Origin of the sequence: Sphingobacterium sp. UBA2480 (assembly GCF_002341965.1) — a bacterium.
Taxonomy (GTDB): domain Bacteria; phylum Bacteroidota; class Bacteroidia; order Sphingobacteriales; family Sphingobacteriaceae; genus Sphingobacterium; species Sphingobacterium multivorum.
This window is the reverse complement of the sequence record NZ_DDPA01000009.1, coordinates 479,742-504,829: the sequence shown is the minus strand read 5'-3', so window position 1 is coordinate 504,829 and position 25,088 is coordinate 479,742. Positions and strand designations below refer to the sequence as shown.

The 25,088-nt window shown below is 40.3% G+C and carries 28 protein-coding genes; 12 read left to right on the top strand and 16 right to left on the bottom strand.

Features of this window, described 5'->3' with window-relative positions; genetic code table 11:
• The first annotated feature begins 13 nt into the window (after positions 1-13).
• The 4 genes from B3600_RS22670 (at position 14) to B3600_RS22655 (ending at position 4,885) form a co-directional block, all read left to right on the top strand.
• Positions 14-838, top strand: coding sequence for a helix-turn-helix domain-containing protein (locus B3600_RS22670; protein ID WP_286754476.1), 825 nt, complete (start codon positions 14-16; stop codon positions 836-838).
• 116 nt (positions 839-954) lie between these two features.
• Positions 955-2,217, top strand: coding sequence for a serine hydrolase domain-containing protein (locus B3600_RS22665; RefSeq protein WP_286754475.1), 1,263 nt, complete (start codon positions 955-957; stop codon positions 2,215-2,217).
• A gap of 129 nt (positions 2,218-2,346) precedes the next feature.
• Entirely contained in the window at positions 2,347-3,654 is a 1,308-nt protein-coding gene (locus B3600_RS22660) for a hypothetical protein (protein WP_147282021.1), read from the top strand.
• A 172-nt stretch (positions 3,655-3,826) separates the two neighbouring features.
• Complete coding sequence (locus B3600_RS22655) at positions 3,827-4,885, top strand: alpha/beta hydrolase (protein WP_286754474.1); 1,059 nt, start codon at positions 3,827-3,829, stop codon at positions 4,883-4,885.
• Between the two features lie 17 nt (positions 4,886-4,902).
• Here the strand turns inward: B3600_RS22655 and B3600_RS22650 are convergent, their stop codons facing one another.
• The 9 genes from B3600_RS22650 to B3600_RS22610 all read right to left on the bottom strand — a co-directional run bounded on the left by B3600_RS22650 (position 4,903) and on the right by B3600_RS22610 (position 12,972).
• Entirely contained in the window at positions 4,903-5,415 is a 513-nt protein-coding gene (locus tag B3600_RS22650; protein ID WP_286754473.1) for a 4'-phosphopantetheinyl transferase family protein, read from the bottom strand.
• Entirely contained in the window at positions 5,412-5,666 is a 255-nt protein-coding gene (locus tag B3600_RS22645; protein ID WP_112374521.1) for an acyl carrier protein, read from the bottom strand. The genes B3600_RS22650 and B3600_RS22645 overlap by 4 nt, the downstream gene beginning before the upstream one ends.
• Positions 5,667-5,670: 4 nt before the next feature.
• Positions 5,671-6,942, bottom strand: coding sequence for a beta-ketoacyl-[acyl-carrier-protein] synthase family protein (locus B3600_RS22640; protein WP_286754472.1), 1,272 nt, complete (start codon positions 6,940-6,942; stop codon positions 5,671-5,673).
• Positions 6,939-7,376, bottom strand: coding sequence for a 3-hydroxyacyl-ACP dehydratase FabZ family protein (locus B3600_RS22635; RefSeq protein ID WP_286754471.1), 438 nt, complete (start codon positions 7,374-7,376; stop codon positions 6,939-6,941). Before B3600_RS22635 ends, B3600_RS22640 begins: the two co-directional genes overlap by 4 nt.
• A gap of 17 nt (positions 7,377-7,393) precedes the next feature.
• Positions 7,394-8,446 carry a type III polyketide synthase gene (locus B3600_RS22630; RefSeq protein WP_286754470.1) on the bottom strand — a complete coding sequence of 351 codons (1,053 nt, stop codon included), beginning with the start codon at positions 8,444-8,446 and terminating at the stop codon, positions 7,394-7,396.
• Positions 8,443-9,156 (bottom strand): methyltransferase domain-containing protein, encoded by a 714-nt coding sequence (locus B3600_RS22625; protein ID WP_286754469.1) that lies wholly within the window; start codon positions 9,154-9,156, stop codon positions 8,443-8,445. The genes B3600_RS22630 and B3600_RS22625 overlap by 4 nt, the downstream gene beginning before the upstream one ends.
• On the bottom strand, positions 9,147-10,280 hold the full coding sequence (locus B3600_RS22620; protein ID WP_286754468.1) for an NAD(P)/FAD-dependent oxidoreductase: 1,134 nt from the start codon (positions 10,278-10,280) through the stop codon (positions 9,147-9,149). The genes B3600_RS22625 and B3600_RS22620 overlap by 10 nt, the downstream gene beginning before the upstream one ends.
• A 236-nt stretch (positions 10,281-10,516) precedes the next feature.
• On the bottom strand, positions 10,517-12,163 hold the full coding sequence (locus B3600_RS22615; RefSeq protein WP_286754467.1) for a carboxylesterase/lipase family protein: 1,647 nt from the start codon (positions 12,161-12,163) through the stop codon (positions 10,517-10,519).
• Positions 12,164-12,339: 176 nt separating this feature from the next.
• Positions 12,340-12,972, bottom strand: coding sequence for a hypothetical protein (locus B3600_RS22610; protein WP_070568694.1), 633 nt, complete (start codon positions 12,970-12,972; stop codon positions 12,340-12,342).
• A 208-nt stretch (positions 12,973-13,180) separates the two neighbouring features.
• Here B3600_RS22610 and B3600_RS22605 point away from each other — a divergent pair, with 208 nt between their 5' ends.
• The 4 genes from B3600_RS22605 to B3600_RS22590 all read left to right on the top strand — a co-directional run bounded on the left by B3600_RS22605 (position 13,181) and on the right by B3600_RS22590 (position 16,272).
• Positions 13,181-13,501, top strand: coding sequence for an ArsR/SmtB family transcription factor (locus B3600_RS22605; protein ID WP_046675911.1), 321 nt, complete (start codon positions 13,181-13,183; stop codon positions 13,499-13,501).
• A gap of 1 nt (position 13,502) precedes the next feature.
• Positions 13,503-13,967, top strand: coding sequence for an SRPBCC domain-containing protein (locus B3600_RS22600; protein ID WP_070568828.1), 465 nt, complete (start codon positions 13,503-13,505; stop codon positions 13,965-13,967).
• Positions 13,968-13,975: 8 nt separating this feature from the next.
• Positions 13,976-14,560, top strand: coding sequence for a YdeI/OmpD-associated family protein (locus B3600_RS22595; protein WP_236560166.1), 585 nt, complete (start codon positions 13,976-13,978; stop codon positions 14,558-14,560).
• Between the two features lie 152 nt (positions 14,561-14,712).
• Complete coding sequence (locus tag B3600_RS22590) at positions 14,713-16,272, top strand: sulfatase family protein (RefSeq protein ID WP_286754466.1); 1,560 nt, start codon at positions 14,713-14,715, stop codon at positions 16,270-16,272.
• A 96-nt stretch (positions 16,273-16,368) separates the two neighbouring features.
• Here the strand turns inward: B3600_RS22590 and B3600_RS22585 are convergent, their stop codons facing one another.
• The 4 genes from B3600_RS22585 to B3600_RS22570 form a co-directional block, all read right to left on the bottom strand.
• Positions 16,369-17,118 (bottom strand): SDR family NAD(P)-dependent oxidoreductase, encoded by a 750-nt coding sequence (locus B3600_RS22585; RefSeq protein WP_286754465.1) that lies wholly within the window; start codon positions 17,116-17,118, stop codon positions 16,369-16,371.
• A 109-nt stretch (positions 17,119-17,227) separates the two neighbouring features.
• Positions 17,228-17,911 carry a hypothetical protein gene (locus tag B3600_RS22580; RefSeq protein WP_286754464.1) on the bottom strand — a complete coding sequence of 228 codons (684 nt, stop codon included), beginning with the start codon at positions 17,909-17,911 and terminating at the stop codon, positions 17,228-17,230.
• Between the two features lie 107 nt (positions 17,912-18,018).
• Positions 18,019-18,543 (bottom strand): hypothetical protein, encoded by a 525-nt coding sequence (locus tag B3600_RS22575; protein WP_286754463.1) that lies wholly within the window; start codon positions 18,541-18,543, stop codon positions 18,019-18,021.
• A gap of 4 nt (positions 18,544-18,547) precedes the next feature.
• A complete protein-coding gene (locus tag B3600_RS22570; RefSeq protein ID WP_286754462.1) occupies positions 18,548-18,847 on the bottom strand; it encodes a hypothetical protein in 300 nt (99 codons plus the stop codon).
• Positions 18,848-18,990: 143 nt separating this feature from the next.
• Here B3600_RS22570 and mazG point away from each other — a divergent pair, with 143 nt between their 5' ends.
• The 4 genes from mazG (at position 18,991) to kdsB (ending at position 22,340) form a co-directional block, all read left to right on the top strand.
• Positions 18,991-19,803: a nucleoside triphosphate pyrophosphohydrolase gene (gene mazG, locus B3600_RS22565; protein WP_286754461.1), complete on the top strand. Its 813-nt coding sequence runs from the start codon at positions 18,991-18,993 to the stop codon at positions 19,801-19,803.
• Positions 19,804-19,879: 76 nt separating this feature from the next.
• Positions 19,880-20,878: a tryptophan--tRNA ligase gene (gene trpS, locus B3600_RS22560; protein ID WP_046675903.1), complete on the top strand. Its 999-nt coding sequence runs from the start codon at positions 19,880-19,882 to the stop codon at positions 20,876-20,878.
• A gap of 12 nt (positions 20,879-20,890) precedes the next feature.
• Entirely contained in the window at positions 20,891-21,508 is a 618-nt protein-coding gene (locus tag B3600_RS22555; RefSeq protein ID WP_046675902.1) for a deoxynucleoside kinase, read from the top strand.
• 88 nt (positions 21,509-21,596) lie between these two features.
• Positions 21,597-22,340 (top strand): 3-deoxy-manno-octulosonate cytidylyltransferase, encoded by a 744-nt coding sequence (gene kdsB, locus B3600_RS22550; protein WP_286754460.1) that lies wholly within the window; start codon positions 21,597-21,599, stop codon positions 22,338-22,340.
• A gap of 6 nt (positions 22,341-22,346) precedes the next feature.
• Here kdsB and B3600_RS22545 read toward each other — a convergent pair whose 3' ends face one another.
• From B3600_RS22545 to B3600_RS22535, 3 genes are read right to left on the bottom strand one after another with little or no spacing between them, the layout of a single operon-like run.
• The gene (locus B3600_RS22545) at positions 22,347-23,252 is read right to left on the bottom strand and encodes an aldo/keto reductase (protein WP_286754459.1); all 906 of its coding nucleotides are present in this window, start codon (positions 23,250-23,252) and stop codon (positions 22,347-22,349) included.
• Positions 23,239-23,970 carry an FKBP-type peptidyl-prolyl cis-trans isomerase gene (locus tag B3600_RS22540; RefSeq protein WP_070568714.1) on the bottom strand — a complete coding sequence of 244 codons (732 nt, stop codon included), beginning with the start codon at positions 23,968-23,970 and terminating at the stop codon, positions 23,239-23,241. The genes B3600_RS22545 and B3600_RS22540 overlap by 14 nt, the downstream gene beginning before the upstream one ends.
• A gap of 6 nt (positions 23,971-23,976) precedes the next feature.
• The gene (locus B3600_RS22535; RefSeq protein ID WP_286754458.1) at positions 23,977-24,963 is read right to left on the bottom strand and encodes a glycosyltransferase family protein; all 987 of its coding nucleotides are present in this window, start codon (positions 24,961-24,963) and stop codon (positions 23,977-23,979) included.
• Positions 24,964-25,088: the final 125 nt, after the last annotated feature.

The window sequence follows — 25,088 nt, the reverse complement described above, 5'->3', positions numbered from 1 at the left end:
ACATGAAGAATAAATGACGATAAAAATATATAGACCAAAGAGCTTACTTCTAAAAAAATATATTGAATGCTTCTATGTACTTGAGAAAACTCACGAAGAAAAAGCGACGGCATATTTTACGTTTCCGAGCATTTACACCATAGTGACGATAAGTGAGCAGACCAAAACTAAGGTAAGCCCAAATGAGGTCATTACGAAGCATTGTCCGTCCAATTCGATAGAAACAAACCTTGTATGCAATTTTAATGAACCTGTTTTAGTGAGTTATGAGGGAAAAATAAATGAAATTACCACTTACTTCAAACCTCTTGGGATAAATGCTTTTATACCCAATGATTTAAGCTATTATAACAGCGGAACATTTCCCGATTTTAATCCGCACCTGGATTATAAAAACGCGATGACATCTATCCTTTCCATTGATAACCAAGACGAGCGAATCAAGGCCTTAGAAGAGTATTGGATATCAAAATTTTGGCTATTTGAAAATGCATTGCTCGAAAACATAATCACCGAAATGCTAGATACAAGTAACCTCAATCAATCGATGTCAGAATTTTCGCTAAAAACAGGAAGATCGAGAACAACCATAAATAAGCAATTCGATCAACATATCTGTAAAACACCTTCCCAATTCAAAAAAATCATTAGATTTCGAGCTGCGATTCAAAGTCACCTCGAAGATGGCAACAAAATAGGTCTGTCTTATAACCTGGATTATTTCGATCAGTCCCACATGATCAGAGATTTTAAAAAATTAACAGGGTTTACACCAAAAATTTTCTTTTCCAAAATAGCTGATCTTGAACGGGACCAAATAAAATGGATTTTTATTTAGCAGGTTTACAAAAATACAATCACACTATTTTATTAAACAGTAACATTGCTCCATAATTATTTATACCATACGCTATGAAGCTTTTAATGTTACTTATATTTTGTCCAATTTTTCTTGTGGCACAAGAAAAAACATCAGCCAAACTTGCCACCTATATGCAGGCACAAGCCGATGTAAATAATTTTAGTGGAACAGTTCTTGTCACGAAAAACGGTGCGATTTTATTAAAAAAAGCCTACGGTTTAGCAGATTATGAATGGAGGATCAAAAATACGATCGATACGAAGTTTCAGTTGGCATCGGTCACAAAACAATTTACCGCGGCTGCTATTTTACAGCTCGTAGACAGCGGAAGATCATCGCTAAACGATAAACTCAGTAAGTTTTTCCCCGATTATCCAAAAGCCGATAGTATAAGTATCCACATGTTGCTGTCACACACCTCAGGACTTGCTATGGGTTTCAAAGAAATCGCATTAAGTAGTATAAGTAGCGATTCTGCTTATGCCGCCATCAAGAAAATTCCTTTCGAATGCTCACCGGGAACGAAAAGCGCCTATAGTAATATCGGTTATTATTTGTTAGCAAAGATTATTGAAAAGGTCTCAGGTGAGCATTACGCTTCTTTCTTAAAGAAAAACATATTTGATAAAGCTGGCATGAGTAACACCGGAGTCAGTAATAATGATTCCATCGTCACGAAAAAAGCAAAAGTATATTACCCTAATGCAGAAGGTTTTATCCATAATCCCCATATCAACTGGGAGATCAACCTGGGCCACGATGGCATTTATTCAACCGTTGAAGATTTAGCCATTTGGGACAAAGCACTCTATGGAACAACGATTCTATCGGCAGCGATGAAAGAAAAAATGTTTACACCATATAGCGCTGAAAATTGGGGCTATGGATTTATCATCAATCCATTTTACAATCACGGACATTATTTGATTGCACATGATGGCGGATTCTTTGGTACAATGACTTCTTTTAATCGATTTACTGAGGACAAACTCTTTGTCACTGTCCTTTCCAACAATGGCTCCCCCGCCCATATCATCGGGTATGGACTGTCTGCGATTGCGCTGGGTAAAGAAGTAGAGCTTCCCTATAAACATTATCCCACCAAAATAGATACGACGCTGTACGATAACTATGCAGGTGAATATGGGAAAATACATATATTAAAAATTACAGGCAAACTCTACTATAACGATGCGGATACTGAACTCATTCCCGAGTCTAAAACAAAATTTTTCAGGGCAGACGACAACGACAGAACAATCGAGTTTGTTAGAGACAAAACAGGAATTTACAATTCCCTTATTTTAACAAAAGGTGGCGTTAAGGAAGTTTCCCCAAGGACCAATAAAAATTAATGAACCCATATGCATGCTTTTAGCATCAAATGTGTAATCGACTCTTTGAAACCTTAAAGAAAAAAATTAAATTACGCCCTTATCAGTCCAGTGTTAAATAGTATACAAACTATCCTAAATTATAACATCGTGCAACAGACAGATCAAAATCCGGAGAAAGCTAAAAAGAGTCCTTTATTAAAGTCTTTTTTCGGATGCCTAGTGTTTATGGCAGCCTATCTCATCAGTTTTTTTATTTTTGATGCAGGCAACAATGTGAAGCTGAATTATATTATTTTTTCGCCGCTTGCATTTATACTGAGCTGGGTATTTTGCTATTTCTATCTGCTGTTAAAAGATACCAGTACTTTGAAATATTATCTACTGGGATGTATGCTGATAGCCGGTACAATTATATATACAAATGGTATTTTTGATATCGATATTAGGATTCAAAACTTCTTTCACTCGTCGACACTCCCGAAAAAATACGGGCAATATCTCGATATCAATAACACCAAAAATAGATTTGGACGACATGAAATCATTCTTTTCAAGGCGAGTAGTAATCCTATTGATCAGTTTTTGACAAAGAACAACGAATTAATCATCCATAGTTTGAGCAAGGCTAAAAACGCTAACGATGCAGAACCAACCATCCATATGTTTTATAAATTGGACAAAAACGGCAAGCAGATCGATCAATATTCTTACACACAGGATGAAGATAAGGATACAGAGATTCTTTTCGAGGGCTATCTGATCAACATAGGAAAACATTACTTTCGTAGCTGGCCATTAGATGGTGATACCACAAAAAACAGCATTGAAATACGCAATGCCGATCTCAACTGGACTGCGGATCAACAACGCCAACAACTAGATGATATCGATCGTAAAGCACAGTATTTTCTTTCTGAGCGAATCTATGATTTCGAACACAGCAATTCGAAAAGCTACTCAAAAAAAACGTATTTCATGGACGGTAAATGGCATATATTCTGTGAAAATATATCGGATGATGGTAATTTAAATCTGCAAACTGTGTCTAGAGGGCGTACAGTAAATGACCTTTTCGGACACTGGGACAAGAATGAATGGGTCACGAATCATTCCCCCGCCAATATTCAATCGGTTTATTACCAAAAAATCAGGCGTATTCGCAATCGACAGGATTTGAACAGCAGAAAATATGAGCAAGGCGATCGTTGGCAAGGTTGCCTTTTCTCACACCTTGTTGTCGAAAACGACACCTTAAAATTTAAAGATCATTTATATCTTGATGAGGAGTGGCATTGGTCTCAGATTGAAATCAATGGTAAGAATATTGGAGCGCTGACTTTTGAGGATACGGAACAATTTCATAACTATGGTTACTACTCAAATGCGGCTTTAAATTACCAGCTTTTCACCAGTCGACGCAATAGGCTTTATTTGATTAAAAGAATAGATCCTTAGCTTCATCCAGATAAATTAGGAAAATAATAAGCAGACGAAATGCGGACTTGCTTTTTGCTATCCAAAATAATGACTATATTACATGAAATGAATTTTTGTAGAAATACATCCAATTTGATAGCCATTGGATCCTAGTGAAAATAAAATTCTGATATAGAAGGAAATAAAGCATATGAACAAAAGATATTTTTTCTACTTCATCCTCATTATCACCTTGTTCGCCTCGTGTGGTCTTATTCATAACCTTCCTGATTCGGCATCTCCCAATACTGGTGTAGATCCCAATTTATGGTATTCATTTGTGGATCAGAATGGAAATTTCTACCCCGATAATTGGAAGAAAAGTTATGGCATCCCCTCGAATAAAGCTGCTAGAGACCCTTATTCACTGATGAAGATTGCCACCGACAGAGGCGACCGCGAACAGTTACTTGCTTTTGAACGCGGTAACATGCTGCGTCTGTCAAAACGCATTGCACAAAAAAAACGTGTGTTCATTTTAGTTCATGGCTTTAATGCCGATGAAGAATCCGTTGTAAAACAATATAAATATATTGCCGATCATATCGTTACAAATCCCAAAACCGACGAAATTATTCGCTTTTATTGGGATGGTTTACGATCAACCTCTCCGTTTCGATCTGCAAAAAACTGGTTTTCCGCAGCCTCCTTTAGCCAGATGGCCGGTGAATTTGGATTGAGACGTATACTGAATAATATGGCCGATAAAGATGTCTTCATTATCTCTCACAGTCGTGGAGCATCTGTGGTGATGAGTGCTATTTCGAATCCGGAATACAATAGTTCTTTTTCTGCTCAGGCCAAAGACATTCATAAGGTCGATATCGAGCGGGCAAAACCTTTATTGGAAAACAAAAACAGGATTACCTGTATTATGTTGGCGCCAGCCATAGGGCTTTCCGAATTTCAGTATACCGATACAACAACTAACACCAAAAAATTTGTGGAACTGAGCTCCCAGGTTAAGAAAATACATATCACCATAAATGGTACGGATAAGATGTTGAAGAAGTTTTTTGGATTCTTATCGAATAAACTTAATCCAACAGATCTGGGATATAAAGAGGAAAGTTTTAACGCACTTAAGAAAAATTATACCATCTTTTCGATGACTGATTTCACAGGAATGTCAAGCCATGACTTTAGTCGTTATATCCGAGATCCCAAATTCAAACAGATGCTTCGGGAGGAATCCATCCAAGTACAATAAGATGGTCACTCGTCTAATTAAGTCAATAGGCTATGAATCGAAACTATTCGCTCAAAACGGCCATGGTTACTTACGGAAACAGGCAAGCGCCTCTTCCCATCCCTCAGAACGAGGCTTGGGACTCCGAGAGAATCTTTAATAATTCCATCTCTTTTGATTTCAACAATATCTTCCAAATGAACTAATTCGCCAGCTGCTATGGTATGTATAAAATCAGGGGAAACGATGGTCTTCGTATAATACCTTTTTCCTTCGCAGATGACTTCTCCCCTCGCCTTGCAAGAAGATCGTTCATGAACTGAACACCGCAATTTCAAAGGGATGTACTTTCTGATTCCTGTCTGTCTATTCCATATTTTATAAGCAGCCTCTTTCATGCTCCATAAGAGCCAAACAACAATTTCGGGGTCTGGACTGTTCACAATCAACAGTTGTTCCTGCTCATCAAATAGTTTTGAAACAAAGCCCCTACGCCTCCAATTACTCTCTTTTCCGGACTGAACCAGATCGATAATGTCATTACCAATCATTTTTCTTGTAACTTGCTTTCGATTATTTCGACTGCGGCTCCTATATTAAGCATACGCTCCATGTCAGAATTTTCAATAACGATCCCAAATTGATCTTCGATATCCAGTACAATATCGACCAAATTGGCTGAATTAATTTGTAGATCACGCATAAAATCAGTCTCTTCAGTAAGCTTTCCGAAAGCTTCTTCGTTTGTTGTGTAGGGTGCTATAATTGGTTTTAAAGCACCGATCAATTCTTCTCTCTTCATAAATTTAGTTATCAAATTTTTTAAATATTAAACAGGCATTTACATCTCCAAACCCGAAACTTGCCTTGGCTATAATTTGGGGTTTGACATCAATTTGATGTATTGATACTCTTGATGGATCTATCAGTGCTGCGATCTCGGGATGTAAATCAGTACAATTACTGTTTCCGAATAAAAATCCATGAAATAACTGCAAAACTGTGGCCACGCATTCTATGCTACCTGCCGCGCTGAGACAATGCCCAGTCATTCCTTTTAGCGAATTTATCCATGGAAAATCTTTCCCTTTACGCCCAAGTGCCTCGGTCCAGTTTTCTATTTCAAAAGCATCTTTGGCTGTTGCCGTTAGATGACCGTTTATAGCATCGACATCCCATTTGGAGACGCCCGAATTGTTTAGGGCCTCTTGAATGCAACGGCGTACAGCATCAGCGTTTGGAGCTGTCATACTGCCTGTTCCCCGTTGTCCTCCAGAGTTTACTTGGCCGCCCAATAACTCGCCATATATAACGGCATTGCGTGCTAAGGCACTTTCCAAATCTTCCAGTAATAGGGCTCCAGCCCCACTACCCGGGACGAACCCTGCGGCTGTTGCACTCATTGGGCGCGACCCTTCCGCAGGGCGGTCATTATATTGCGAACTACAGACACGTAGTGCATCAAAACCGCCCCAAATATAAGGCCCACTATCTCCAGTACTGCCTGCCAGCATGCGTTTTGCTCTTCCGGACCGAATCCGGTCATATGCCATTAGAATTGCTTCAGTCCCAGTAGCACAGGCCGAGGAATTGGTGGTCACCTGATTTCCGAGGCCTAGTTTCCCACCTAAATATGCACTGACACCACTGTTCATTGTTTGCGCCACAACTGTACTACCTAGTCTGCGGGTTTGTAGCTCATCAATTTTATAAATACTCTCGCGAAACTTATCAATACCTGATGTACCTGAACCAAAGACTGTTCCGCTATCCCAATCGGGGGCCGGATTTACGGCAATAGGAAGACCTGCATTTGTCCAGGCCTCCATTCCAGCAATGACTCCGTACAAGATGCCTGTACTATTAAAACCTCTAAGCTCAAGTTCAGTGAAATATTGCCTTTTAAGATCATCTGATATTTGCGGCATTCCAGCAATCTGGCAGGAAAACTGTAGTTTTTCCAGCTGTTCATCATGTCTAATACCCGAAACGCCACCTTTGATGGCCTGAGTAAAGGCAGACACCCCCACTCCATTGGGCGCAACGACTCCTAGTCCAGTAATCACAACTCTCTTCATAAATCCTCCGTCATCATGCCTGCCAATATCCCTTTACAAACTTCCTGTCCGGCTTCATTCTTCATCGTAACGGCACACTTTAGTTTGCCAAACCTAAAATATATTTTTTTTGAAAACACGGTGACTTTCTCCTTTGGATATACTGGTTTTAAAAACTGTATTTCAGTAGAAGTCAACGCAATAGACGAGCCTTGCATTAAGTCTTTATTAAGCAGAAAGATTCCCAAACAGGCCAGACCTATTTGAGCCATCGTTTCGATCAGAATAACTCCCGGGGTAATCGCTCTTTCATAAAAATGGCCGCGATAAAAGTCCAGATCTTCATCAAAAGTATAGGTACCTGCAACACCTTCGTCATCGACATGAATCAACTCATCGACAAATAAAAATGGGGCTCTGTAGGGCAATTTCGCTAGTATAGCATTCAATTCCATTGTTCAAAATGAGTAAGTTACCACTGTAATAAAACCCGCTGTGCTGAAAATCCCGGACCGAAACTCAGCATCAGCCCCAATTCACCGGCTTGAGGCTTACGTTTCATAATACGTTCAAGGACGTAGAGTACCGTGGCGCTCGACATATTACCATAGTCCGCTAGTATAGCCTTAGTATCTTCAATATCTTTATCAAATTCAGCAAAAATCTCCTCGATTGTGGCTACGATCTTTTTCCCGCCCGGATGAAAAATCATGTAATTAATATCTTTAATTTCCAGCTGGTTCTTTTTCAGGAATGGATGTATAACTGCATCAAAATGGGACGCAATCACATTGGGCACATCCACATCCAGTATCATCTGCATACCAGTGTTGGTCAATTTAAACCCCATAATGTCCTCCGCATCATAAAAATGATACATCTCCTGATCAAGAATTACAGGTCCGCAATCTTCCTCACAGGATGAAAGCAGACAGCAAGCTGCACCATCGCCGAAAATGGCGGCACTGACCATATTCGACATCGATAAATCTTCCAGCTGAAAAGTCGCTGTTGGCGCTTCGACGGCAATAACCGCAGCACGTTTACCTGGGTTTGCCTGAAGAAAATTTTTAGCATAAATAATACCTGAAACACCGGCAACGCAACCCATTTCGGTAACTGGTAACCGCACAATATCCTGTCGGAGTTTCATCCTATTAATAAGATACGCGTCTAGAGAGGGGATCATAATTCCAGTGCAACTGACTGTAATGATATAATCCAGAGACTGGGGATCCCAGCCCGTTTGTTCAAGGGCCTGACGAAGTGCTTGCTCCCCTAGGGCTATCGCCTCCCGGCAATACACATTGTTTTTTTCTTCAAAAGATGTCGCCGTGAAGACTTCGATCGGATCCATAATCGCATAGCGCCTGTCCACGGCGGCACCTTCGAAAAGTTTCTTGATTTTCTTAATAAAACGAGGTTCCTGTCCATGAAGCCAAATATCCAATAGCGGAAGAATATCAACGGTAGTACAAGAGTATTTAGGGAGTTGCTTGGCAACATTTATTATTTTAACATTCATATATTGAAAATTATCCACTGGTAACGAAAGGCCCATTTCCATTGGATGGTGTAATGTTCTAACCGTAATCCCTTTGCGAATTGTACAAGCTCAATCTTTTTAAACCCGCGCAGTATGGAAACAAGTCCATCCACTTTTGTCATTCTATTTAACCTAAAAACAACAGCAATAGTTTGAAAAAGCCGGTAAGCCATTTTACTCCTTTGTAAATCGTTTATGACGACCCCCAATTTTGATACGTTGACCAGGCTATCTAGCAAACGAAAAATCGCTTCATCGTCGAAATGATGTAAAGTAAGCGTACACAGAACAATGTCATACTTGACATCTTCAAAATTCGCTTCAAAGATATCTGCACACAAATAGGATATATTGGTATAATCTTTCGACAGATCCCTTGCACAATTTATTGTATACGGATTAGCATCAATCCCGAGCAATGAAAGCTTAATATGATGTCTATTGCCATAATCGCTTAACATGCGAAGCATGTCCCCATTACCACAACCGATATCCACAATGGTTATTGTTTCATTCTTGTAGCCGGTTGAAAGCAATGTTTTCACACCATTCAACGTAATGCTATTTCCGCCTAGAAAACGATTAATCTTTGCAATTCGATCCAGCGTGACGCGAAGTTCGTCGCCCTCCAGCCGAAAATCGTCCATGATCTCATTCTGCGATGTTCTATATCTTGTGTCTATCCCCATTTTATTGAGCTTGCATTTCCATGAGTTTGTTTTATCATCCAACTTAAGATTTTTGGAAAAAATATCGTAGCCTTCATTAGAACCGCGGTACCTATTTTATAACGCAGTACACCCGACAGAAGTCGTCCGAATAAGAGCCGTCTTTTAAAGGTTCGATTCCATTGATTCATATAGGACTGTTCCAATTGCTGGCGCGAATCGATATGACCATGGAAATAGTCCACAATAAGCTCGGAAGCCATTTTTGCACTATGTATCGCCATCGCCATCCCATTTCCACAGAATGGATGAATAAGACCGGCCGTATCACCAATCATAAGCATATGGTTTTCTACCGCTGATTTCTGATCAAATGAAAATTGACTTATTGCAAGCGGCTTGTCAAAAAGTAGTCTACTCTTTTCAAAAAAACACTGAAGATGCCTATTTTTAGACAACACATACTTTTGATAATCACCTATATTTTTATACCTCTTGAACGTTTTTACATCGGCCAGATAACATAAATTTATCTGGTCATCTTCGACCTTAGAAATACCACAATAACCGCCTTCAAAATGATGCAAGGCAATAAGGTCATTCGGAAAATCGCCCGAATAGTGTGCTTTAACAGCCATCCACGGAGAGGTTTTTGTTATAAAATCGCGGGATAAGAGCTGATCCACATTGCTGCGTTTTCCATATGCGCCCAGTACAATTTTTGATCTTAATACCTGATCTTGAAATGAAACAGCAAATGTATCATTGCTAAAGGATACGCCTGTGACGGTCGCAATAACAATTGTACAACCCGCCCCTTTTGCTCGCTGATATAACAGATCATCCAACGCGTAACGACTGATGCCAATTCCACCCAAGGGTAACCTGACCCTATTCATCTGCCCACCTTCTGTCGTGAATTCAAGCTCCCGAATATGTGTTGGACAGAGCGATTCGACATCCACTTGTAGCCAATGCAGATAGGGCAAGACTTCGTTCGAAACATATTCGCCGCAAACCTTATGACGAGGAAAATCATGTTTTTCGATTAACGTCACGTTGAATCCTTGTTTAGACAGATGCAATGCACTTGTAAGTCCAGCCAAGCCGCCACCTATAATAATCACATCAGGGTGTATTACCATATATCCAAGTTTGTTCTATATGAGTTTCATTTACAAAAAATCAACGTTACAAATCATGCTTCGGTCTCCTACATTGGTTGCCCCCGCTATTCAACAGACGATTCTTAATAAATCTGTTCACGACCTAGGATTTTCCTGCACAGTACAATATCATCCATCCGCTTTTATAAAAAGTCTCTCTGATAACAGCCCTTAGCGATAAATGGTTTTTATTTGACCGTAAATAAAGAAGGCAACTATCTGGATTTATATTCACGGTCGACAAACATTTTATCCAGAAAAAGATACCTGTTCCGAAATTCTTCAGCAGAAGCTTTCACCTCGGTATTCAAATTCAAGATATTCATTCGCTGATCTTTTGCTGTTGTTTTCGGCCAGGCTGGAAGTCCTTTTCCATTTGGATCACCCGTCTTGATAAAATTAACAAAGTACTGCTGACCAAGTTTCGAAACCTTGTAATCATCTTCTGTCCAGGCAAAAACATCATTACTCTGCAGATTTCCCAATAAATATTCGATATCACTGGCATGGAAAGCTCCCGGTAGGGGCTGTGGGCTTTTTTCCTTGTCTTCTTGTGTAGATTTCTTGCTAATTCCTCCGGCAAGCCCGGTTTGTGCATCACGATATGCCGGTTGCATGGGTGGCCGCGGTTTACCGAATATATAAACGAAGACTGGGTTACCGCTATTCTTTCGTTGCAGGTCAAGCCATTTCCAAGTACTATACGCAATAAAATTATCGCTAGCTAATGCAGTTGCCGATTCAATGACTTCTGCCTCGGTCTTCCCTGGATACTCCTTGAGCACTTCTTCAGCTTTAACACCAAACTGTGCTCTTACCAACTTCTCATAATTCTCCGGAGATGGGTAAGATTTACCCATGTAAGCCATATACGGAGCTTCCGTGGAAGTCCAACCGGCAAGCAAGGGAACCTTAGATTGCTCCCCGGCTTCAAAAATAGCCAATGGAGATCGCGGCAAAAAATAGCCATCAACAATCAAACGGGTAGTGAAGGCTCCTGGCTCGCTGGCTTTATCTAGAAGTTCGGCCGCAGGAATTTCACGCAGTTGATCAAGACCTGTTGCATTTACCCGCGATGCAAATGCAACACCCTGTTGTTCCTGCTCAGTAATAGAGGCTGTACCATACCGTAAGTTAAAGACACTTCCGCTCTGACCGATAGCACGCGTAAACAACCCCTTGGATAGCGGACTAGTCATTTGAGCGGAAACAGACATACTTCCTGCCGACTCGCCACCGATGGTGACCGCATCGGGATCACCGCCGAATGCAGCTATATTTTTTTTGACCCAAACCAAAGCTGCATGCTGATCCAGCAGTCCATAATTTCCTGAAGCATGTTTCGGTGATTCCTCCGTTAATGCTGGATGCGCAAAGAAACCAAAGATACCAAGACGATAGTTGACAGTAACGACAATAAGACCTTCTTTGGCAAAACTTTCACCATCATAACGATTTTCAGATCCATCACCAGCATTGAAACCCCCGCCGTAAAAATAAACTAAAACAGGAAGTTTGCCTGAATGAAGACTCTTTGGACGCCATACATTCAGGTATAGACAGTCTTCACTGATCCCCGGCGACCGAAATCGCATATCCCCATAGATCGGTTTCTGCATCGGAGAATAACCAAAATGATCTGCTTTACGGATACCAGACCAGTGTTCAGCAGCTTGCGGTTCTTTCCATCTTAGATCGCCTACTGGGGGTTTTGCAAAGGGGATCCCTCGGAAGGACTCGACCCCGCTTGACAAGATAATCCCTTCTAGCACCCCCTCTTCAACCTTTACCTGTGGCATTTGGGCGAAAACAAACGATGCAACCAAAAGCCCAACAACTGTAAAAAAAATCTTTTTCATCATAACATTCATTTATAACTCCATGGTTTTATTCTTAAAGTTAAAATACAAAATAAAATCTATACCGTCGTGATAATCTGACATTTCAGCGCAAAGACTTAAAGAAAACTTAACCAATAGACAAATACCTGCAGCAGCCGGATGCTTGCTTGCTTGCTTGCTTGCAGTGATCAACGCATTTAGTTGGTCAGCCAAACAAAAAGTAGCATAAGCCATTGGACAAGAATACATGTCCAAAATGGCTTACTACTTGCTGTGGTCAATATTTCGAGTACACCAATAAACTTTGACCTTATAATAGCATAGAAGCTAGTGTTATTGTCCAAATCCAAAGAATCAAACTTCACTTTGTTCAGACCAAAAATGACAATGCGTCGCACCCAAGGGCTCTCAATTTTGGTATTTTTTACGTCATTAATCAGTTTAAGTTTCGCAAACGAATAATCAGCGACATTTTGTATTACATCGGGCTGATTTGATTGAAAAATTAAGAGTACTTTGTCAAATGCCGGAAGAATGAGATCATCCTGCCTTTCCTCCACGACAAGACTTGCAATCTTCGAAAACACATATTTGTTGCTGAAAATAAAAAGTAATACAGGTAGCAGGATCAATCCAATCAACCAAAGGAATTTAGCCACGGCTTGTACAGGACTGACTGTCGAAAAGAAAGCTTCATGACTAGCATTAAATTGTAAACTACCAACCACCAAATAAAGTAAAGTCGAAACAATAGCCAGCAAATAATATTTGACTAAAGTTTTCGTCCCCAATACGCTCAATTTTTTTAAGTACGATAACTGTGTTTTCATCTTGTTATAATTAATTACCCTAATTTAGCATTATTCGCCAAACATTGATCAGTAGGTTTAATTCTCGATTGTTTTCATTTTAAATCCGCCAGGAAAGAATTTTTATTCGTCATCTCCTTTTCTGCCAACCGATTTTCTCTACAGAAATGTAAAAAATATTTGCGTAGCTAAATAACTACATGTATATTCGTAGTCAAATGACTTCAAAATGAACTTAAGACGAGATGTTTTCCAAGCTATAGCAGATCCAACAAGAAGAGCGATCTTACTTCTTTTGGCCTCACAAGCCATGACTGCAGGTGCAATTGCAGCCAACTTCAACACCGCAAGACCGACAGTTTCAAAACATTTACAAATATTGACAACATGTGAGTTATTAAAGTCTCAACAAAATGGACGTGAGATATACTATCAACTCAACCCAACGAAGATGAAAGAAATTGCAGATTTCATCGAACCTTTTCGTCAAATGTGGGATGACAGATTCAATAAATTGGAAGCTATTATGCAAAACTACAAGAACAAATAATATGGAGGTAAAAACCAACGTACAGGCTGAGGATAATAAACAGGAGATTGTCATTACAAGAGAGTTCGATTTACCTGTTGAACTGCTCTTCAAAGCATACGAGGATCCCGAAATTTTTGAACAGTGGATGGGAACCAAAGTCCTAAAATTGGAAAATAAAACGCATGGCTCCTATGCGTTTGAAACTTCCCATAATGGCCAGGTCATGTTCAAAGCAAATGGAACGATACACGAATTCCTGCCCAATCAACGTATCACACGGACGTTTGAAATGGAAAACAGTACATTTCCCGTACAATTGGAATATTTAACATTTGAAAAAATAGGTGCAGAACGTAGCAGGCTTCACATCCATATTATATTTCAGTCGGTCGCGTTTAGAAACCAGCTGCTACAGATGCCTTTTGCGCAAGGAATCAATATGGCGCACAACAGATTACAAGAAATTCTTTCCAAACTTACCTAAAGCACTACATGATGAATCCAAAAATTGAACATTTTTTTGAAAATGCGACAAGATGGAATGAAGAATTCAATCTGTTGAGAGAAATTGTCCGTGGCAATAAAACACTGCAAGAGGATTATAAATGGATGCACCCTTGTTATACATTTGAAGGTAAAAATGTCGTATTGATACACGGGTTTAAAGAATACTGTGCACTGCTATTCCACAAAGGTGCATTATTAAAAGATCCCAAAAATATATTGATCCAGCAAACCGAAAATGTTCAATCGGCCAGACAGCTTAGATTCACCACTGTTGAACAGATTGAATCATTACGAGAGGTGATATCGGCATATATTCAGGAAGCCATCGAAATTGAAAAATCAGGTAAGAAAGTGGACATGCGAAAAGCTACTGATTACCCTGTACCAGAAGAATTTAAGCGCGCCTTACTGGAAGACCCTTTGCTCCAAAAAGCCTTTCAATCACTTACGCCTGGTCGGCAAAAAGGGTATCTATTCTACTTTAACCAGGCAAAACAAGTGAAAACTCGCGAGGCAAGAATCGAAAAATACTACCAGCATATTCTCGATGGAAAAGGTGTCGATGACTAACATATTTATTACAGTTTATTCGCGATATAGTAGTCTATAAAGAGTAGATTTGTCTACAATCAAATAGACAGAACTAGACCAAGACGAACGATTATAGCAATTATCGTAATCCGGTATACTCAATTCGTCGACTCATATATCGCTGAATTCACATGAATAAAAAATTAGTATTGCTCCTCTGCGGCCTCTTGCCCATTTTTTCACAAGCACAGAAAAAGAACAACGCAACACAACGCCCCAATATCGTCTTTATCCTGACGGACGATTTCACGGCCCAGGCATGGGGCGTATACGGTGGTATTTTAAAAGATTTTATCAAAAATCCGAATATTGAAAAATTAGCCAGTCAAGGGGCGGTGCTCAATAATACCTTCTGTACAAATTCCATTTGCACCCCTAGCCGTGCAACCATACTGACAGGACAGTACAGTAATAAAAACCAAGTTTACACACTTGAAGATGCTTTGGATCCCGATAAGGAAAACATCGCTAAGGATCTGCACCATGCAGGCTACCAAACTGCTGTTTTTGGAAAATGGCACCTAAAAAAGAGACCAAGTGGATTTGACGATTTTAAAGTTCTACCTGGACACGGTGTTTATCATAACCCGACTTACCTCTCTAAAGACAATTGGAATGATAAGGAAGAGGCTGGCACACCTTACGAAGGCTATGTAGATGATATCACCACAACGATGAGTCTGGACTGGTTAAAATCACGCGACCCAGACAAACCCTTCTTTTTAATGTGTCATTACAAGGCGACCCATGAACCCTTTGATTTTGCTGAGCGATTCAAAGATTACTACAAAGATGTGGAGTTTCCTTATCCTCCTACATTTTTGGACTCAGGAGCAACCACGACTGGACGCTCTTTTGAAGGTCAACCCTTGGAAGAGCTTGGCCGCCGCTATGAGCAAGCTTCGGTAGGCCCCTTTTGGACATCTTATCCTGAGCTTCCGTTTTCAACAAAAGGAATGGCCCCTTTGGAAGCCCGCAAAAAGATCTACCAAAAGTTCATCAAAGATTATCTCCGTTGCGTCGCTGGGATCGATGATAATCTGGGAAAAATTATGCATTACCTTAAAACCGCAAATTTGGACGAAAATACCGTTGTGATCCTGGCTTCCGATCAAGGTTACTTCTTGGGAGAACACAATTTCATGGATAAACGTCTCATGTACGAAGAATCACTGCGCATGCCTTTTGTGATCAGCTACCCCAAAGAAATCAAAGCAGGTAGTCGATTAGACGACATGATTCTAAATATCGATTTCGCTGCGCTATTTGCAGACTATGCCGGCATCAAAAAACCCGCTTACATCCAAGGCGAAAGCTTCCGGAATAACCTCAAAGGAAATACATCCAAAGCATGGCGTTCTGCCCTATATTACCGTTACTGGCAACATGCACCAATACGCCCTGCCCACCTGGGAGTCCGTGATGAACGTTACAAACTGATTTATTTTTACGGACAGCCCTTAGAAATGACAGGTAGTGACTCCAAAACAACAGCACCAGCCTGGGAATTCTATGATCTACATCAGGACCCCATGGAAACACACAACGCCATTCTAGACAAAAAATATGTCAAAGAAATTGCCCGGTTGAAGAAAAAGCTGACTAAACTAAAAGCCGAAGCAGGCGATGATGATGCAACAAGACCCGCTTTTCAGCAGGTCCTCAAGCAAGAAAACTTAACTGTTAAATAAATGGATGATATGGACCTGCTGCCAACCATCGTCAACTCAATTATAATAAAAACGGGGATCCAGCTTTGGATCCCCGTTTTTATTAAACGACCTCTGTTAAACAGCGGTATATCCACCATCAACTAAATAGTACCCTCCTGTCATAAAGGAGGATTTATCCGAACTTAGGAAAAGAACCAGTTCAGCGACTTCTTCGGCCTTTCCCAAACGTCCAATAGGGTGTTTACCGATTAATGCATTGATATGCTCTTTATCCAACTTCGCCAATAACGGGGTATCAATGTAGCCGGGTCCGACCGCATTGCAACGAATATTTTTTTGACCATATTCTGCACCAATGTTCTTTGTCAATCCCACAACAGCATGTTTGGCTGCAGTATAGGCACTTGACATTGGAGCAGCAACAGTACCGTGAATGGAAGCCATATTCACAATAACTCCGCCTCCATTTTTTTCCATCGCCTCCAGCTGATATTTACAGCCATAAAATACGCCATTGAAATTAATATCGATGACTTTTTTCCAGCCATCTAGACTATACTCTCCAGTTAGGGCAGCCTCTCCCCCAATACCCGCGTTGTTACAGGCGATATCGAGCCGACCAAATGTTTTGACTGCAAAAGCTACCAACGCCTCATTGTCAGTCGGAGATGAGCTATCTGCTTTAAAGAACGCGGCCTCTCCTCCCAGAGATTCAATTTGTTTTAATGTTTCCTGGCCCGCTTGCTCATTGATATCTGAGACAACGACCTTTGCTCCTTCTTTACCGTAAGCCAGTGCAACAGCCAGTCCGATCCCCGAACCAGCCCCCGTTACCAAAGCTACTTTATCTGCTAAAATTTTCATAAGTTATAAATTTTATGATAAATACAATTTACTAAAAGCAACGCGGAATCAAGTAGAAGCGGACATTTACTTCATTTAAAACGAAACTAAAATGACATTTCTCGGCGGATTAGTTCTCTAGCTGCGGATATTTTTTATATAATCTATCCAAAAACAAACGCCCCATCAATTGGAGCTTGGCTTGCGTTTCAAACATACCTGTACCTGGAGAAATAATACCATGCGGCATACGCTGAACAGTGCCATAATACATGATATCGAGCCCATTTCCATTGAGGTCAAGATGCATTTTCTTAGGTTTCAAGCCCATAACGGAGCCCATACGCGTTACCTTTTCAGCATTTGTAATCTGCGCAGTTCGTGCATTGAGCAAGGTTTCATGATCGAAAACCAAATGGTCTCTCACCTCCCCCTCATCAAAAAATACGTAATGCAATTCGTTGTTGCTAAGCACCAGATAAGAAGCGTTATCCCGTTCATTGTAACGAGCCTTTACTCCTACAGCCGCCCAAGCAACAGTCTTCGCTGCTGTCGCCGCAGCCGAAGCAACTTTATCCCCAACCGTTGCAATATACGCGCATTGCGTAAAGGCGTCGATTGGAGCGCCGTTCAATTGTTTTCTTAATTCGCTAAATTCATCATTTAACAATTCATCTTTTACACCTGGGGCTAGGCCAATCCCGGATTCACCTTCATATTTTTTGGCCGTTTCCTTTTGCTTTTTCATCATCATAAGAGAAAAAAACACGCAAGCCACAACGATAACAGCAAAAATGCCGATGTACAACATCATAAAATAAAATTTAAAATGGGTTTATAATTCAATAAAAATCCAAAAAAGGAACAACCTAGTTAGTTTTCCTTTTTTTTAATACAATCGGCTACAAAAATTTTGCCAGACTAAAGAATTTTATCCGGGTAGTGAATATTATTTAATGCGGTTTGGTGCATATCCACCCAAATAGCGCTGTTTGACTGCTGTATAAGCCAATTTGGAGAACTTCGCATGTCGGCATCGGCATCATTATTATAAACGGCTGGAAAATCAGACTCTTTGGCTCGAAGCAAAACGACGATCGTACCTGCCATAAGCAAAGGAATATCACCCAACACGAGATTATAAAAACCATCTTCAAGCAATCCTGGGCTAAATCGCTGTAAACTGTCGTAACTACGCTCCAATTTGCCAATCAATTTTTCCAGTTCATGTGGGTAGTGAACCTCAACATATGACTCAAACAGCCTCGACCCTTTGTCGTAGGCGCCTGCTTTCATGAGGTTGAGTGCTTCGTTTCTATACACCTGCAACCAACGATCTGACCCGAGATCATGATATTCCGCTGCCGCATCTTTACCATCCCGTTTCAGGGCCCAAAGTTTAAGCTGCTCAAGCCGCTCTGTGGTTTCCATTCCATTTTTTTCCATAAGACTACCGCTCCCGTTCCCTAAGCTCTAATTGCAATAGAATATCGCGCTTTTTACCTTCAATCAAAGATAAATTGCCAGCAACAAAAACGCCTTTCTGTCCTGATTTTTTGCTGATACCATATACGGTTGATTCATCATCAGGATCTGATGCCCCTTCGTAGCGAAATAAGTAGTCAATTTTATACTCATCAGCATGAGCCAACAAATCGTCAAATTCGATATTATAGTCTATTGTGTAACCTAAGTTGTTTAACTTTTCCAAGGCAACACTTGCAGAGGAGTATCCATGCATTCTTTCCATAGTTGATTGTTCTAAACCCGATCTAAATTCTAATTTTTATAATTTATTATAAAACGATTGACAAAAGGGTTTTGTTTTCCGCAAGTTGAAATAGTTTATTCAAAATCATATGTCTACTTTTGTGCTACCAAACACGATGAAATATGGCAAATCTAGCAGCACCAGCTTATCAGCATACACCTCAATTGGCATTTCAACGATTACTCGATGTCTTATATACCTTACGGATTGAATGTCCTTGGGATAAGAAACAGACCATGGAAACCCTTCGCCATTTGACGATGGAGGAAATGTATGAATTGACCGACGCCATTTTGGAAAAAGATTATCCCGAAATAAAAAAAGAACTTGGTGACGTCTTGATGCACCTTGTATTCTATGCCCGCATTGCCGAAGAAGAGGGACAGTTCAATATCGTAGACGTACTTAATGCAATCTGTGATAAATTGATTACGCGGCATCCCCACATCTACGGTAACACTAATGCCGATACAGAAGATCAGGTCAAATCCAATTGGGAAACAATCAAGCTCAAAGAAGGCAACACATCTGTTCTTTCCGGTGTCCCGAAAGGTCTGCCCGCATTGGTGAAGGCGTATCGTATTCAAGATAAAGTGCGCGGTGTCGGCTTTGACTGGGAAGATAAGAAACAAGTATGGGAAAAAGTAGAGGAAGAACTGGCCGAATTTAAAGCTGAATTTAATCTAGAGACAGCACTTCCACTGGATCAGGAAAAAGCGGAAGGGGAATTTGGCGACCTGTTATTCTCCTTAATAAATTATGCACGGCATATTGGTATCAATCCTGAAAATGCTCTAGAACGCACCAACAAAAAATTCATTGAACGGTTTATCTATTTAGAACAAAAAGCCGCTGAAAATAAGCAACAGCTGCAGGAAATGAGTTTAGCAGAAATGGACGTTTATTGGAATGAAGCTAAAAAATTGAAAAAATAAAGCAATTCCTATAAAAGGCGGGCAGCGACCGAATTTAATTCGACTTTGTCAAATTTATGCGTAAATTCGCAGCAATATGGAAACAGTTGTTAGCGGTATCAGAAGTACCGGAAAATTACATTTAGGAAATTATTACGGCGCATTGAGCAATTTTGTGAAAATGCAAAACGAATATAATTGCTTTTTTTTCATTGCGGATTTACATTCACTAACGACCCACCCCACTCCTCATGGGCTTCAGGGAACGGTTCGCCAAGTTATTGTTGAATATTTAGCAGCAGGAATAGACCCTGAAAAATCGACTATTTACGTTCAATCTGATGTTCCAGAAGTCGCGGAACTCTATCTATACATGAATATGAACGCCTATCTCGGCGAGCTTGAACGCGCTACAGCTTTTAAAGATAAAGTTAGAAGCAATCCCGACAATGTTAACGCAGGTTTGTTGACCTACCCCGTCTTGATGGCCTGTGATATCTTGATTCATCATGGTACAAAAGTCCCTGTAGGAAAAGATCAGGAACAACATTTGGAGATGACGCGGACTTTTGGTAATCGCTTCAATCGCTTATATAATGTAGATTATTTTAAAGAGGCATTTGCGTTCTCTTATTCTGACAAATTGGTGAAAGTTCCCGGACTTGCAGGACAGGGAAAAATGGGTAAATCTAACGGTGAAGCTGATTGTATTTATCTATCGGATAGTGAAACCGTAATTCGTAAAAAGGTGATGCGCGCAGTATCGGATTCAGGCCCGACGGAGATGAACCAGCCTAAACCTGAAGCGATCCAAAATCTTTTTGACTTAATGAAGGTCGTATCTACTGCAGACACATTACAGCATTTTGATGAACTCTATAACAAATGTGAAATTCGTTATGGTGATTTCAAAAAGCAATTGGCCGAAGATATGGTCCTTGCCACCAACGATGTCCGCTCCCGTATTGAAGAAATATCAAACGATGATGCATACATTGCTAAAGTTGCAAAAATGGGCGCTGAAAAAGCAAGCGAGTCCGCACGTAAGACCCTGAAAGAAGTTCGTGAGATTATTGGTATTAGAAGATTTTATTAAGCTAGAAATAATATGCACATAGCTATCGTTGGAAATATAGGTGCCGGCAAAACAACATTAACCGAAATGTTGGCCAGTCACTTTAAATTTGAACCTCAGTTTGAAGCTGTAGACAACAACCCTTATCTGGAAGATTTTTATTCGGACATGAAACGCTGGGCTTTCAATCTTCAGATTTTTTTCCTCAACAGTCGCTTTAGACATATTGTAAAATTGCAGGAAACCGGCATTGATATGATTCAGGACCGTACCATTTATGAAGATGCTTATATCTTTGCCGAAAACTTGTATGATATGGGCTTAATGAGCGCACGTGATTTTGAAAACTATAGTAATATTTTTCAAAGCATCATCCACTATATCAAACCGCCGGATTTATTGATATACCTCAAAGCCTCTGTCCCTACCCTGGTGAATAATATCCAAAAAAGGGGCCGTGATTATGAGTCTGCAATTCGTTTGGATTATTTGTCAAAGCTAAACGATAAATACGATAAATGGATCAATAATTACAAAGACGGTAAGGTCATGATTCTCGACAAAGACAATCTCGATTTTACCACAAACCCAGAGGACCTCGGAAATATCATTCAAAAGATCGAAGCCGAATTATTTGGATTGTTCGAATAATTGCGACATCAAAAAGCCTGTAAGTCAATTGATTTTACAGGCTTTTTGATAAACGCGCATTTCCTCAGCCAATGATAAAAAATAAAAAATGAAATTTTTAGGTATTATTCCTGCCCGATATGCATCGAGTAGATTCCCTGGAAAACCGCTAATCGACATCGAAGGAAAAACGATGATCCAGCGTGTCTACGAACAGGTCAAAAAATCAACAAAATTAAACGAGGTTGTTGTTGCTACTGACGACCAACGCATCGCACAGACTGTATGCTCTTTTGGTGGCGAAGTCGTCATGACCGCAGCACATCACCAATCGGGAACAGATCGTTGCGCCGAAGTCATAACGAATATAGGAGGCTATGATGTTGCCATCAATATACAGGGTGACGAACCCTTTATCGACCCCGCACAAATTGATCTTTTAGCAAGTTGTTTTGAAGATACCACTACGCAGATTGCGACCTTGGTCAAGGAAATTACAGCAGAAGAGGAACTATTTAATGTAAACATACCCAAAGTTGTCCGAAACACCAAAGGAGAAGCCATCTACTTCAGTCGGCAGACCATTCCTTTTTTAAGAGCTGTGGAAAAAGACCAATGGCTACACAAGCAAACATTCTATAAACATATCGGAATATATGCCTACCAGGTAGATACATTAAAAGCCCTGACACAACTTCCTATTTCTATGCTAGAAGAAGCAGAAGCATTGGAACAGCTGCGCTGGTTAGAAAACGGGTACGCCATTCAAACGGCAATTACAACGCATGAAACTGTCGCTGTGGATACAAAAGAAGACCTCGCTAAAATATTAAGACTATTTTTCAATAAATAGTAAAGCTTACCGGTGTTCGGTATAGTATAACGACCGGACACCTTCCAATAGAACCTGCTTATCCGAATCACTGAATTTGATCATCTGCTCTTTTGCTCTGATCAATTCATCCAATTGCAATTTGGTACTCACACCAACGAGTGCTGTAGCAACAGCTGCGTTAGAAAGCACATAAGAAAGTGCGACAATCATATTGTCTTTTCCGATACGTTTGGAAAGATTTGCCAAGTTTCTCACGATATGGGCCACCTCTCCCGAACTATACTGCAAGAAAGGTTCAATAGGTTTGTTAATGAGAACACCTTTGGCTAATACGCCGCGTACGACGATACTTACCCCCCGTTCTTCCAATAAGCTACTGATTTCTTCTTCAGGTCTTCTATCCAATAAGCTGTATTGCATCATAACTGAGGCCATATCAGATTTGGATAAAAATGCCTTAATAACATTTGGGCGAATTGATGAAAGACCATAAGCACGGATTTTCCCTTGTTTCTTCAACAACTCAAACGCTTCAACAATCTCCTCTATCGGATCTTCTATCGTACCACCATGTAACTGATAGAGGTCGATGTAGTCCGTTTTTAAACGTGACAAGGAACCTTCCACAGCCTTGATAATATAGTCCTTTGAAGCCTTCCAATCCCAACCTGATCCATCTGCACGCCAAAGGTTACCAACTTTCGACGCCAACACAATATGTTTGCGAAAGCTTTGCACACTTTCCCCAACGATCATCTCATTTAGACCCTTATCGTAGAGATCAGCCGTATCGAAGAAAGTGATCCCTTTCTCGTAAGCTTTTTGGATAATATCTTTCGATTGTTTGGACTGATTGCTTTTTAGCGACATACAGCCCAAACCTATTTCCGAAACGATTAAGCTTGTATTACCTAATTTACGTTGTTCCATCTGCACCAATATCAAGCAATTCTACCTCAAACACCAATGTGCTGTTTGCCGGAATTTCACCTGTTGCCCGTTCGCCATACGCTAATCTGCTTGGTATAAAAAATTTATACTTTGCCCCCTTGGACATTAACGGGATTCCAATCTGCCAACCTTTGATCACCTGACCCAAGGATAGTTTCAATGGCTCCTTACGGTCATATGAGCTATCAAATTGCTTTCCATTCAATAAGGTACCTTTATAATGCACTGTTACCTCATCGTCACTTTTTGGTTTTGGCCCTTCGGTTTGACTTAGAACAAGATATTGAATCCCCTCAGCTGTAGATTTCATCCCAGCAACCTTTGCATTTTCGGCAAAAAATTTATCTTCTTCAGCACGGCTAGCAGCCTCTTTTTTAGCACGAACGTCCATGATCGCCTGTTGGATAACAGCTCTTCCTTGCCCCTCTTCCAATAGAGACTTCTCTCCTTTCAGAACATCCGAAATTGCTTTTGCAATGACATCTGACTTCAAATAATCGATCTCAATAGACTTTAGGGAATTTCCGATATCGGCACCAAATGCATAAGACACAGAATCGGCCTTCGTTTTCAGTTGATTTGTTGCACTTGGTTTAGTTGCGACGACCTTCTTCTTTGCCGTCGTGTTCGTTTTTTTTTGTTGAGCAAATCCTGTGACCGTCGTCAAGGATAATAGGGCTAATGCGATATACTTCATGTGTGTTTAACGGTGCTTCTGCACGATTTCATTTATAATTTCTTGCGTGATATTAGGGTAATCAACGTCAACCCTAGATTTACTGTTGAGCCAGGCTTCTATCGCCAGCATGTTCTTCTGTTTTAAACTCGAAATTACAGGCACTCCCATCTCTTCCAATGACGCTGCATTCAAATGCTGCTCATACTGGTTTTTCATTGGGATAACTAACAGTTTCTTTTTCAAATATAACGCTTCTGCCGGTGTTTCAAAACCCGCCCCACATAAAACTCCAGAAGAAGATGCCATACTATCAATAAAAGATTGGTTATTGATCGGCCTTATCGTTACATTTTTCATGTCAAATGCCTTTGAATTGTGTTTACTAAAGACATCCCATTTCACGTCCGGAAACTTCATCAAATGCTTTAAAAGATGCGCATCGTCATATGCGGGGAGGTAAACCGTGTAATGTCCCTGATCGGTGACATTTAATTCACGAACAGCATTACGGATAACCGGTGGATAAATGTTCTTGGCGTACCGCTTGAAATGGAAACCATAGGAATGGGTAGACGGAGCATAATTTTTCATGATAAATTTGCCCAACATGTCACTATCTTCTGGTTTGGGGCTCGATGGGTCTAAGGCAGCGATCTGATGGCTCAAGCCAATGCATTCTAAATCTTTTGAATGACAAGCCCAAGCAGAGATCGGTTCAAAATCATTGATCACCAAATCATAGTTTTCGATGGGCAAGCTCTTAATTTCATTCGTAAATTTGCGGATCGTCGAACTCATAAAAGTTTTCCACAGGTCTACCCCGCCGGATTTACCGAAGATAAAACTCAGCCCATGATAACGGTATTTCACTTCAAAAGGTAATGATAGATCCGCTTGAATTCCACTAACCAAAACATCAACTTCCCCTAACTCCCTCAGACAGGGGACAATATCCATTGCACGGCTCAGATGTCCGTTTCCTGTCCCTTGTACGGCATACAATATCTTCATAACGACTGCATTTTGTGTCGGCAAATTAATCAATTTTAACGAGTATCAATATTATTTTATTGTTTAGTTATGTTAAGAAAATATAAATTAACATCAATAAAAAATACAGTTAATCCATTTTTAAT

Coding starts and splice junctions, on each gene's coding strand:
- B3600_RS22580 (WP_286754464.1), bottom strand. CDS start 17,911: ATGATGTTGTACATCGGCATTTTTGCTGTTATCGTTGTGGCTTGCGTG.
- B3600_RS22645 (WP_112374521.1), bottom strand. CDS start 5,666: ATGAAGAGAGAAGAATTGATCGGTGCTTTAAAACCAATTATAGCACCC.
- B3600_RS22535 (WP_286754458.1), bottom strand. CDS start 24,963: ATGAAGATATTGTATGCCGTACAAGGGACAGGAAACGGACATCTGAGC.
- B3600_RS22555 (WP_046675902.1), top strand. CDS start 20,891: ATGCACATAGCTATCGTTGGAAATATAGGTGCCGGCAAAACAACATTA.
- B3600_RS22630 (WP_286754470.1), bottom strand. CDS start 8,446: ATGAATGTTAAAATAATAAATGTTGCCAAGCAACTCCCTAAATACTCT.
- B3600_RS22575 (WP_286754463.1), bottom strand. CDS start 18,543: ATGGAAAAAAATGGAATGGAAACCACAGAGCGGCTTGAGCAGCTTAAA.
- B3600_RS22610 (WP_070568694.1), bottom strand. CDS start 12,972: ATGAAAACACAGTTATCGTACTTAAAAAAATTGAGCGTATTGGGGACG.
- B3600_RS22640 (WP_286754472.1), bottom strand. CDS start 6,942: ATGAAGAGAGTTGTGATTACTGGACTAGGAGTCGTTGCGCCCAATGGA.
- B3600_RS22635 (WP_286754471.1), bottom strand. CDS start 7,376: ATGGAATTGAATGCTATACTAGCGAAATTGCCCTACAGAGCCCCATTT.
- B3600_RS22605 (WP_046675911.1), top strand. CDS start 13,181: ATGAACTTAAGACGAGATGTTTTCCAAGCTATAGCAGATCCAACAAGA.
- B3600_RS22615 (WP_286754467.1), bottom strand. CDS start 12,163: ATGATGAAAAAGATTTTTTTTACAGTTGTTGGGCTTTTGGTTGCATCG.
- B3600_RS22670 (WP_286754476.1), top strand. CDS start 14: ATGACGATAAAAATATATAGACCAAAGAGCTTACTTCTAAAAAAATAT.
- B3600_RS22625 (WP_286754469.1), bottom strand. CDS start 9,156: ATGGGGATAGACACAAGATATAGAACATCGCAGAATGAGATCATGGAC.
- B3600_RS22595 (WP_236560166.1), top strand. CDS start 13,976: ATGATGAATCCAAAAATTGAACATTTTTTTGAAAATGCGACAAGATGG.
- B3600_RS22650 (WP_286754473.1), bottom strand. CDS start 5,415: ATGATTGGTAATGACATTATCGATCTGGTTCAGTCCGGAAAAGAGAGT.
- B3600_RS22655 (WP_286754474.1), top strand. CDS start 3,827: ATGAACAAAAGATATTTTTTCTACTTCATCCTCATTATCACCTTGTTC.
- kdsB (WP_286754460.1), top strand. CDS start 21,597: ATGAAATTTTTAGGTATTATTCCTGCCCGATATGCATCGAGTAGATTC.
- B3600_RS22620 (WP_286754468.1), bottom strand. CDS start 10,280: ATGGTAATACACCCTGATGTGATTATTATAGGTGGCGGCTTGGCTGGA.
- B3600_RS22600 (WP_070568828.1), top strand. CDS start 13,503: ATGGAGGTAAAAACCAACGTACAGGCTGAGGATAATAAACAGGAGATT.
- B3600_RS22540 (WP_070568714.1), bottom strand. CDS start 23,970: ATGAAGTATATCGCATTAGCCCTATTATCCTTGACGACGGTCACAGGA.
- B3600_RS22590 (WP_286754466.1), top strand. CDS start 14,713: ATGAATAAAAAATTAGTATTGCTCCTCTGCGGCCTCTTGCCCATTTTT.
- trpS (WP_046675903.1), top strand. CDS start 19,880: ATGGAAACAGTTGTTAGCGGTATCAGAAGTACCGGAAAATTACATTTA.
- B3600_RS22570 (WP_286754462.1), bottom strand. CDS start 18,847: ATGGAAAGAATGCATGGATACTCCTCTGCAAGTGTTGCCTTGGAAAAG.
- mazG (WP_286754461.1), top strand. CDS start 18,991: ATGGCAAATCTAGCAGCACCAGCTTATCAGCATACACCTCAATTGGCA.
- B3600_RS22545 (WP_286754459.1), bottom strand. CDS start 23,252: ATGGAACAACGTAAATTAGGTAATACAAGCTTAATCGTTTCGGAAATA.
- B3600_RS22585 (WP_286754465.1), bottom strand. CDS start 17,118: ATGAAAATTTTAGCAGATAAAGTAGCTTTGGTAACGGGGGCTGGTTCG.